The organism is Saccharopolyspora sp. (genome assembly GCF_017434145.1).
Lineage (GTDB): Bacteria > Actinomycetota > Actinomycetes > Mycobacteriales > Pseudonocardiaceae > Saccharopolyspora_C > Saccharopolyspora_C galaxeae.
In genome coordinates, this window is record NZ_JAFRFW010000577.1 from 1 (window position 1) to 9,831 (window position 9,831).

A 9,831-nucleotide genomic window follows, 5' to 3' on the forward strand; every position below is an offset into this window, starting at 1 on the left:
GAGCCGGTCACCGGCCGGGCTCAGCGGCGGCTACATGTGTTGGACGTGCGTGAACCGATCGGCCTCGCCTGCCTCGGCCAGCGCGGCCCTGCCGATCTCGTTGAGCACCAGCCGAGGTTCGTCCAACGGTGCTTCGAGCCGTTCGCGGATCCGGACGAGCGCGGCGACTCCGTCCGCGGTGAGCTGCTCGATGCCCGACAGCTCCAGCACCACCACCTGGTTCGGCGCGCGGTTGTCGGCGACGAGGCGTTCCAGGTCAGGTGCGGTCGTGGCGTCGAGGCTCCCGGTGACGGTGACGACGGTGCGCTGGTCCGCGAACATCGTCACGGGGGATTTGCGGGGCGAAGCGGTCATGCGGTTCCTCCTGATGGATGTGCGTAGACCTGATCATCGCGGGACCGGCGGATCGCTCCCTCCGGACGAACCCCCATATCTGCCCGGAAAACGAGCAGGGCGCTCCCCGTCCCGGAGAGCGCCCTGCGATCTAGCGGTCGTACGTCAGCCCACCGGCGCGCTACCGCCTTCGACGACGGGCAGCCCGGCGCCCGCCCAGGCGCGGAAACCGCCGACCAGGTCGGTGGCCCGGCCCAGCCCGAGCTCGCGGGCCTGCGCCGCGGCGAGGCTGGAGGCGTAGCCCTCGTTGCACACCAGGACCACCGGCTGGTCGGTGCGCAGCCCGTCGAGCCGGTGCGGGCTGGAGGGGTCCAGCCGCCACTCCAGCACGATCCGTTCGACGGTCAGCGCACCCGGGATCTCGCCTTCGGCCAGCCGGTTCGACTGCGGACGGATGTCGATCAGCAGCGCGCCGCGCCGTTGCAGCTCGGCGGCCTGCTGCGGGCCGACGCGGTCCAGTTCGCTGCGCGCGTCGGTCAGCAGGTGGTCGATGCCGTACGGACCGGGGTCCGGGGTGCGTTGCACGGGTACCTCGCTCATCCGAGCTCCCTCCGGATCGGCCCGGCGGGCGCCGGGGTCTCGTCGGGCACATCGGCCAGGTCGGTGTAGTGCCGCACCGGCAGCAGCGGCGGCGAGTAGGCGTGCACGCTCGCCGAGTTCACCGTGCTGGTGTTGCGCACCTGGTGAGCCCGGCCCGCGCCGAAGCCGATGGAGTCGCCCAGCTCGTGGCTCCTGGTGCGCACCGGTCCGGCCGGGTAGCGGTAGTCCTCCCGGACCTCGCCGAACAGCACCGCGAACGAGCCGGACGCGCCGCCGTGGTCGTGCGGTTCGGTGCCCTGCCCGGGAGCCCAGGACAGCAGCCACAGCTCGACGCCCGCGGTCAGGCCGAGCCGCGCCCACCAGCGCTCCCGCTCGTCGATCCGGACGATGTCCAGCAGCGAGCCGGTCAGTTCGGTGATCACCAGGTGGGTGAGGTCGCGCAGCTCGCGCGGCGTCCACAGGTCGTGGTCCGGCCGGATCGAGTCGCGCAGCAGCGGCGAGTCGATGCCCGGGTGCAGTTCGTACGCGCCGAGTTCGGGGATCTCTTCGGTCGGGGTGTACTGGGAGATGTGCGTTGGTGCGGACATGCTTCGTTCCGTTCGTTCGCAGGTGCTCGGAACGGATCGACGTGCGCGGGCGCGCCCGGCTGCTTCGGTCCGGTGCTCGTGGAGCTGGGCGGCGAGCGTGCGCGGGCGGGCTCGTGGCGGAAGGTTCGCGGTGCCGCGCCGTCGACCCGGTAGGTCGCGGGGACTGGCGCGTCAGTGACAGGCCGACGTGACGACCAGGAACAGGTCGACCACGCGGTCGCGGGTCAGGAACGAATCCGGCACGGCCGCGATCCTGGCACGACGCCCTCGGCGGGACCAACATCCGCCGTTGCCGGTCCCGCCATCTGGTCACCCCGAGTCCGATCTTGTCGGGCGAGCAGATCGTTCACCCGGTTCGAGCTGCCCGGTCAGGGTGGCGCGTCGGCGTGTCGGCGCGGTCCGCGTGCGCGCGATCGACTTCGAGCGAACGGACCGTTGGTCCGAATAGGTTGGGCGAACAGGCCGTTCGCTCGGAAAAGCTGCTCGCAAACCGGTGAGCAGGTCAGCGGCAGGCGAGTGAGCGGCAAGCGGATCAGCGGTCAGGCGGATCAGCGGCAGGCGGAGGGGCCGCCGGTGAGGCCGGTGCGGAAGGCGTCGACCCGGTCCGCGCCGGTGAGCGCCTGGCCGCCCTGCGCGTCGCGGGACACGGCGTCGGAGACCAGCAACGTCTCCACGGCTTCGTCGAGGTCACCCGCCGACAGGTCCGGTGTCCGAGCGGTGTACGCGCCGGTGAGGCAACTGGCCGCGCGCCCGGCATCGGGCCCGGTGGTGGGCCGGCCGAGCGCGCCCAGCGCGGCGATCGCCTGCCGCGAAGCCAGCAGCGTCGCGGTCGCCTGATCCCCGATGTCGTCGTGCAGCGCGCTGAGTCCGGCGCGGTCGAACACGACAGCAGGCCCGCCCGCGCAGTAGCTCACCGGCGCGGCAGCGCAGCCCGAACCCTCGGCGGGCCGGATCGGCGGGGCGGCCGGGCCCGGCTCCGCGACCAGCTCGTCGAAGAACTCCGCGCCGGGGCGCCGGGCGAGAACATCGTCGAACCGCTGGTTGCCGTCGTCGGCACGTCCGTTGGTCAGCCGGTCGCTGTCCGCGGGAACCTGCCCGCACTGGCCGGGACCGCGCTGGTAGCCGTCCTGGAAAGCGGTGATCCGGTCGAACGAGCTGCCGTGCGCATCCCCTGAACCGGCACCGACCGGATCCCGGAACACGATCAGCGCGTGCAACGCCTGGTCCCGCTGCTGATCGGTGAATCGCAGATGCGGCGCGTGCCCATCGGCGGCCGAGCGCATGAACGCCCCCGCGTAGCAGTCGGCTCCGGCTTCGGTGCGCATCGGATCACGGCTGCTGCCGACGTCCATGCCCGCGCGCTGCTGCACCGCGTGCCCGAGCTCGTGCGCGAGCACGACCGCGACCGCCGCGTCCCCGTAGTGCTCCCGCAGCACCGGCAGCAGCGCGCCGCGGTCCCAAGCGATGGCGTCGACCGAACCGCAGTAGTACGCGTTGCCCTCCAAGCTCTGCACCGTGCCGGAGCACGGCGGCGGGCGGCTGTCCGCGGCCGAGGTGTCGGCCGAGTAGAAGCCGCCGTCGAGGTCGTGCCAGGGCTTGCCGAACAGCTCGGGGAAGGTCGCCGACCAGTACGCCTGCACGTCGGTGACCACGCTCGCGGCGAGCCGGTCGATCGATCCGCCGTCGGTGCCGTGCACGAACGCGGGATCCACCCGCGGCGGGCCCGCGTCCGGTCGCGGTGCGCGCGCGGGTGCGCACCCTGCGAGCACGAGCGCCAGCAGGGCGACGGCAAGGACCAGCAACCGTGGTGCGCGCACCGCCTCAGCTTCGCATCATCGAGTTGATCATCTCGTTGCGGCTTCGGAACACGCTGTCGAACGGCGGGCGATATCCTCGCCCGCCGTGAGAGCCGTCCACCGATTCACCGTTCGAGCGCACCTGCCGGAACCGCTGGCGGCGCTGGGCACCCTGGCGACGAACCTGCGCTGGACCTGGCACCCGCCCACCCAGGACCTGTTCGCTGCGGTGGACCCGGAGGTCTGGTCGCGGGTGGGCGGTGACCCGCTGCGGCTGCTGGAGGAGGTTCCGGCGCAGCGGCTGCGCGAGCTCGCCCAGGACGAGGACTTCCTGGCCCGCACCCGCGCCGTGGACGACGACCTGCGGCACTACCTCACGGTTCCGCGCTGGTACCAGCAGCGGCAGTCCGAGGGGGCGGTGCTGCCTTCGGCGGTGGCGTACTTCTCGATGGAGTTCGGGGTCAGCGAGGCGCTGCCGAACTACTCCGGCGGCCTCGGCGTGCTCGCGGGGGACCACCTGAAATCCGGCTCCGACCTGGGCGTTCCGCTGATCGGCGTGGGGCTGCTGTACCGCTCCGGCTACTTCCGCCAGGCGCTGTCCGAGCAGGGCTGGCAGCTGGAGCACTACCCGGTGCAGGACCCGCGCGCGCTGCCGCTGGAGACGCTGACCGAACCGTCCGGCGCGCCGATCACCGTGCAGGTGGCGATGCCGGGAGGGCGGCTGCTGCGGGCGCGGATCTGGAAGGCGCAGGTCGGCAGGGTTCCGCTGCTGCTGCTGGACACCGACCTTCCGGACAACGACGACGATCTGCGCGGCACCACCGACCGGCTCTACGGCGGCGACTCGGACCACCGCATCCGGCAGGAGATCCTGGCCGGCGTGGGCGGTGTGCGGGCGGTGCGCGCGTACTGCGAGCTCACCGGGCACGCCCAGCCGGAGGTGTTCCACACCAACGAGGGCCACGCCGGTTTCCTCGGGCTGGAGCGGGTTCGCGAGCTGACCGGCGAGCTGGACTTCGACGAGGCGGTCGCGGCGGTGCGCGCGGGCACCGTGTTCACCATGCACACGCCGGTACCGGCGGGCATCGACCGCTTCCCGGTGGACCTGGTGCGGCACTACTTCGGCGACGGTTCTTCGCAAGCGCTGCTGCCCGGTGTGCCGACGGATCGCGTGCTCGCGCTGGGCGCCGAGGACAACCCGGGCATGTTCAACATGGCGCACATGGGGTTGCGGCTGGCCCAGCGCGCAAACGGTGTCTCGCGGTTGCACGGCGGCGTGAGCCGCAAGATGTTCCGCGGGCTGTGGCCCGGTTTCGGCGTCGAGGAGGTGCCGATCGGCTCGGTCACCAACGGCGTGCACGGGCCGACCTGGTCGGCGCGCGAACTCGGCAAGCTCATCGGTGAGTCCGAAATGGACAGCGGTGCGGGATTGCGCGGCATGGAACCGGTGAGCGATCCGCTGCTGTGGGAGCTGCGCAGCTCGCTGCGCGCCCGGCTGGTCGACGAGGTGCGCAGGCGGCTGCGGCACGCCTGGTTGCAGCGCGGTGCCTCGGACCTCGAATTGGGTTGGTGCGACTCGGTTTTCGACCCGGACGTGCTCACCATCGGCTTCGCCCGCCGAGTGCCGACCTACAAGCGGCTGACGCTGCTGCTGCGCGACACCGATCGGCTCAAGCGGCTGCTGCTGGACCCGGACCGCCCGGTGCAGGTCGTGGTCGCGGGCAAATCGCACCCGGCCGACGAGGGCGGCAAGGCGATGATCCAGCAGATCGCGAAGTTCGCCGACGATCCGCAGGTGCGCCACCGCATCGCCTTCCTGCCGGACTACGACATGTCGCTGGCGCGCTACCTGGTCTCGGGCTGCGACGTGTGGCTGAACACTCCGGTGCGGCCGCTGGAGGCGTGCGGGACGTCCGGGATGAAGGCCGCGCTCAACGGCGCGCTGAACCTGTCGGTCCGCGACGGCTGGTGGGACGAGATGTTCGACGGCGAGAACGGGTGGGCCATCCCGAACGCCGACGGGGTCACCGACCCGAACCGCCGCGACGACCTGGAGGCCGCCGCGCTCTACGAACTCATCAACACCAGCGTCGCGCCCGCGTTCTACGAGCGCACCGCCGACGGCGTGCCGGGCAAGTGGATGTCGATGGTGCGGCACACGCTGGCCAACCTCGGACCGCAGGTGCAGGCGTCGCGGATGGTGCGGGAGTACGTCGACCGGCACTACGGCCCTGCCGCGCGGTCGGTGCAATCCGTTTGCGCGCAGGAATACCGGGGTGCGCGGGAGGTGGCCGGATACCGCGCGCGGCTGGCCGCGGCGTGGACCCGGGTGCAGATCCGGAACACCTCGATGAGCGTCGAGGACGGGCGCACGCCGCTGCTCGGCGGGCGGGTGACGGTGCGGGCCGAGGTGCACCTGGCCGGGCTGCAACCGTCCGATGTGGACGTCGAGGTCGTGGTCGGGCGGGTGGACGACGACGACGAGTTGCACGACTTCATGGCGCATTCGATGCAGCACGGCGACGGCGAGCACTACGAGGCCACGGTGACGTTGCCGCACGCCGGTCCCGCCGGGTACACGGTGCGCGTGCTGCCGAAGCATCCGCTGCTGTCCGGCCCCGCCGAACTCGGCAGGATCGTGCTGGCCTGAGCCCGCGCCGTCGCCCGGCCGCGACCTCGCCCGACACGCCCGCGCGCCACCCGATCAGCGCTGCTCCTCCTGGAGTGAACGGACTGTCCGGCCGACTGGATTGGACGAACGGTCCGTTCACCCGGAGTGCCTCGCCTGATCGGCGGTTGCGGAATTGGTCCGTGTGCGGGGAAAGGTGCCAAGGCGTGAGCGTCGTCGGAGTCGTGGCGGCGCCCGATAGGCTGCGGCGCGGCGGAAGTGAGCGGGGGCGGATTCCGCGACCAAATCGGACCTGCGAACAGGATGGGGCACCTGAAGTGGCAGCGGGTTCGGCAGGCACCGGGCGCAGCAGGCGGATCGTCGGCGTGGTGCTCGCGCTGATCTCGTGCGTCGCCTTGCTCGGCGGCTGCTCCCGGGTGATCAGCGGTACGCCCACCACGGCGGGCCGGGCCGCCACCGACGACGTCGCGGGCTTACCCGCGAGCAACGGGCCCAGTGGCCCGAAAAGCGGTGCGCAACCCTCCACGCTCCCGGTGGAAGGCACCGACAACGGTGAGATGGATCGGCTGGCCCGCGACGCGGTCGCCGATGTGCAGTCCTACTGGCGGCAGCGGTTCCCGGAATCCTTCGACGGCAAGGAATTCGAGCCGGTCAAGAAGCTGGTCTCCTACGATTCCGGTGCGCCCGGCGGGAATCTGTGCGGCAAGAGCACGCAGGGCGCCGAGAACGCCTTCTACTGCGCGCAGGAGGACACCGTCGCGTGGGACCGCGCGCAACTGCTCCCGCAGCTGCGCGCCAGTTTCGGCCCGATGGCGGTGGTGACCGTGCTCGCGCACGAAATGGGCCACGCCGTGCAGGCCCGCGCAGGCACCGCGCCGCCGGACGCTCCGGCGATCGTGCTGGAGCAGCAGGCGGACTGCTTCACCGGCACGTTCTTCCGGCACGTCGCCGAAGGCGGCGCCGAGCACTTCCAGGTCTCCACCGGCGACGGCCTGAACGAGGTCATGGGCGTGCTCAACTACATCCGCGACACCCCTGCGGACGGCGATTTCACCGGCACCGGTGCGCACGGCAGCGCGTTCGACCGGGTCACCGCCTTCCAGGACGGCTTCAGCGGCGGCCCGCAGCGCTGCGCGGAGCTGGACGCCGCGGAGGTCAAGCAGCGCACCACCCAGTTCCGGTTCTGGCAGGACGACCAGGAGCAGGACCTGCCGGTCGACCAGCGGAACCTGACGCAGGTGCGCGACAGCCTGCGCGAGGTGTTCCGGGACACCGGCGCGCAGCCGCCGCAGATCGTCGGCGAACCGCGCAGCTGCCCCGGAATGCGCGGCACCCGGCCGGTTTCCTACTGCCCGGCCACGAACACCGTCTCGCTGTCGATGGACGGGCTGCAGAAGATCGCCAACCCGCCCGCCAAGGACGACCCGAACTCCGGTTACGGCGACTTCGCCGCCTACGCGCAGTTCGCGTCCCGCTATGCGCTGTCGGTGCAGCGAGCGGCCGGTCTGCCGCTGGAAGGCGGCAACGCGGGACTGCGCACGGCGTGCATGGTCGGGTCGTGGAGCGGGCTGCTGGTCGAGGACCCGATCGGGCAGCGCAACCCGGTCGGCAAGCTGCGCATCGCGCCCGGTGACGTCGACGAGGGCGTCGCCGCGCTGCTCGGCGGCGACAGCCTCATCGCGGCCGGCATCAACGGCGAGCAGGTACCGGCCGGATTCGCCCGCGTGGAAGCCTTCCGCACCGGATTCCAGCAAGGCTTCGCGCCATGCAGCACCAGATATCCGTGAGCCGTGATTGCGCCGGATGGCCCTGCGCCCGCTCGGTGAGACGGCCGCACCCGGTGGAAAAAACCCTTGCGGCGCAACCACTTCCATCGCCGCGCGTCTACCGGTCATGGCTGGTGTTCGAGAGCTGAACTGGGACGGCCTGGTCAACGGCCGGGACCTGGGCGGGCTGCCCGCCCGTCGGGGGCGGAGCGTGCGGCGGGCAGCGCTGGCCCGCTCCGGCAACGTCGCGTGGTTGCGCCCGAAGGGCTGGTCGGCGCTGTGGGGGCACGGCGTGCGCACCGTCATCGACCTCACCGACCCCGGCGAGGACGGCCCGGACCGCGCGCCGCGGCCGCCCGGACTCAGCACCGTGCGGTTACCGCTGGACGACAGTTCCGACACCGAGTTCTGGAAGCGCTGGGGTGGCCCGCTGTCGTGCACACCGCTGTACTACGCGGAATTCCTGGAGCGCTACCCGGAGCGCGTTGCCGAGGTGGTGCGTGCCGTGGCCCGCGCCGAACCGGGCGGTGTCCTGGTGCACTGCGGCGGCGGCCGGGACCGCACCGGCCTGATCGTGCTGGTGATGCTCGCGCTGGTCGGCGTCCCCGCGGAGGAGATCGCCGCCGATCACGCGCTGAGCCACGAGCCGCTGCGGCTGCTGGCCGCGGCCGAGGGCCGGGACGACGACGCGCCGAAGATCGCCCGGCTGCTCGCCGAGCACGGGCGCACCGCCGAGGAGGTGCTCACCTCGATCACCGAGACGGTGGATTTCCCGGCCTTGCTCAGCGCGGCCGGGCTTTCCGAACTGGACTTGCAGGCGCTGCGCGCCCGGCTGCTGGACGACCGAGCCGGTTCGCGGCGCAGCAGGGGCGGGCCGATGCAGGCGCGCAGGCGTTCCGCGCGCCGGTCCGTAGGCTTCCACGCATGTGGCTGTGGTTGCGCGCGTGGCTGCGACGCGACCCGCGGCAGACTCGCTTCCTGACCGCGGCGTCGCTGCGCTGGGTGCTGCGCAACCGCGCCCTCACGCCCTGGTACCTGGTCCGGTACTGGCGGCTGCTGAAGCTGCGCGTGCGGCAGCCGCACATCGTGCTGCGCGGCATGGTCTTCCTCGGCCGCGACGTGGAGCTGAGCTGCCGGGCGGGCCTGGCCCGGATGGAGATCGGCCGCTGGGCGCACTTCGGCGACGGCACCGCGGTGCGCTGCCACGAGGGTTCGCTGCGCATCGGCGACAAGGTGGTCTTCGGCAGGCACGACACCGTCAACTGCTGGCTGGACGTGGAGATCGGCGCGTCCACGCTGGTCGCGGACTGGATCTACCTGTGCGACTTCGACCCCGGCACCGGCGACCTCGCCCGCCCGATCAAGGACCAGGGCATCGTGAAGACACCGGTGCGCATCGGCCCGGACTGCTGGCTCGGCGCGAAGGTCACCGTGCTGCGCGGCACCCGCGTCGGCCGCGGTTCGGTGCTGGGCGCGAACGCCGTGGTGCGCGGCGACGTGCCGGAGAACTCCATCGCCGCGGGCGTTCCCGCGCGTGTCGTGCGCCACCGGGCCGATGCGGAATGAGCGCTGCGGCACACCGGTTCGGGGATTCATGAGACGGATTCGCGCGGCGGTGCCGGTTGCTTGCATGACCACTGCTCAGCGGCTACGCCGCTGACAAGACAAGGACCCAAGACCAAAGTGAGCCCTTATTCGGAGGCGCCGCCCCGGTCCGGTTCTCTATCCTGGAACGAAGTATGGGCAAGTCACCTGTGAGCTCCCCGCTGGCCGATCTGCGCGAACGCCTGCCCGGGCTGATGTTCGGCGATCAGCAGCGGCTGCGCCGCCGCATCGAGGGCGCGCGCAAGATCCGCGACGCGCAGGCGCTGGACTCGGTGGCGGACGAGATCGCCAGCGACGTCGCCGCCGCCGAACTCCGCGTCGAGCAGCGCCGCGCGGCGATGCCGCGGATCAGCTACCCCGAGCAGCTGCCGGTCAGCGCCCGCCGCGACGACCTGCTCGAAGCGATCCGGGACAACCAGGTGGTGATCGTGGCCGGTGAGACCGGCTCCGGCAAGACCACCCAGATCCCCAAGATGTGCCTGGAGCTGGGCCGCGGCGTGCAGGGCGTGATCGGC

Annotated in this window: 9 protein-coding genes; 5 read left to right on the forward strand and 4 right to left on the reverse strand. The window is 71.9% G+C overall.

What is annotated here, in order from left to right; genetic code table 11:
- Positions 1-30: 30 nt before the first annotated feature.
- From IJH84_RS15980 to IJH84_RS15995, 4 genes are all read right to left on the reverse strand, one after another.
- Complete coding sequence (locus IJH84_RS15980; RefSeq protein WP_295145829.1) at positions 31-354, reverse strand: STAS domain-containing protein; 324 nt, start codon at positions 352-354, stop codon at positions 31-33.
- 144 nt (positions 355-498) lie between these two features.
- A complete protein-coding gene (locus tag IJH84_RS15985; RefSeq protein WP_200070280.1) occupies positions 499-933 on the reverse strand; it encodes a rhodanese-like domain-containing protein in 435 nt (144 codons plus the stop codon).
- A complete protein-coding gene (locus tag IJH84_RS15990; RefSeq protein WP_295145831.1) occupies positions 930-1,520 on the reverse strand; it encodes a cysteine dioxygenase family protein in 591 nt (196 codons plus the stop codon). Before IJH84_RS15990 ends, IJH84_RS15985 begins: the two co-directional genes overlap by 4 nt.
- Before the next feature lie 548 nt (positions 1,521-2,068).
- Positions 2,069-3,337, reverse strand: a complete 1,269-nt coding sequence (locus tag IJH84_RS15995; protein ID WP_200070278.1) for a peptidase — start codon at positions 3,335-3,337, stop codon at positions 2,069-2,071.
- An 85-nt stretch (positions 3,338-3,422) separates the two neighbouring features.
- Between IJH84_RS15995 and glgP the strand changes: the two genes are divergently transcribed.
- From glgP to IJH84_RS16020, 5 genes are all read left to right on the forward strand, one after another.
- Positions 3,423-5,966: an alpha-glucan family phosphorylase gene (gene glgP / locus IJH84_RS16000; RefSeq protein ID WP_295145833.1), complete on the forward strand. Its 2,544-nt coding sequence runs from the start codon at positions 3,423-3,425 to the stop codon at positions 5,964-5,966.
- Positions 5,967-6,262: 296 nt separating this feature from the next.
- Positions 6,263-7,732, forward strand: coding sequence for a neutral zinc metallopeptidase (locus IJH84_RS16005; protein WP_295145836.1), 1,470 nt, complete (start codon positions 6,263-6,265; stop codon positions 7,730-7,732).
- Positions 7,733-7,838: 106 nt separating this feature from the next.
- The gene (locus tag IJH84_RS16010) at positions 7,839-8,693 is read left to right on the forward strand and encodes a tyrosine-protein phosphatase (protein ID WP_295145838.1); all 855 of its coding nucleotides are present in this window, start codon (positions 7,839-7,841) and stop codon (positions 8,691-8,693) included.
- The gene (locus IJH84_RS16015) at positions 8,636-9,277 is read left to right on the forward strand and encodes a DapH/DapD/GlmU-related protein (RefSeq protein ID WP_295145840.1); all 642 of its coding nucleotides are present in this window, start codon (positions 8,636-8,638) and stop codon (positions 9,275-9,277) included. The genes IJH84_RS16010 and IJH84_RS16015 overlap by 58 nt, the downstream gene beginning before the upstream one ends.
- Positions 9,278-9,450: 173 nt before the next feature.
- The coding region (locus IJH84_RS16020) for a hypothetical protein (RefSeq protein WP_295145842.1) at positions 9,451-9,831 on the forward strand (381 nt) is incomplete at its 3' end.

What these genes read in the sequence shown, in the direction of transcription:
- IJH84_RS15980 (WP_295145829.1), bottom strand. Translation starts at nt 354, where the DNA reads ATGACCGCTTCGCCCCGCAAATCCCCCGTGACGATGTTCGCGGACCAG.
- IJH84_RS15985 (WP_200070280.1), bottom strand. Translation starts at nt 933, where the DNA reads ATGAGCGAGGTACCCGTGCAACGCACCCCGGACCCCGGTCCGTACGGC.
- IJH84_RS15990 (WP_295145831.1), bottom strand. Translation starts at nt 1,520, where the DNA reads ATGTCCGCACCAACGCACATCTCCCAGTACACCCCGACCGAAGAGATC.
- IJH84_RS16010 (WP_295145838.1), top strand. Translation starts at nt 7,839, where the DNA reads ATGGCTGGTGTTCGAGAGCTGAACTGGGACGGCCTGGTCAACGGCCGG.
- IJH84_RS16015 (WP_295145840.1), top strand. Translation starts at nt 8,636, where the DNA reads ATGTGGCTGTGGTTGCGCGCGTGGCTGCGACGCGACCCGCGGCAGACT.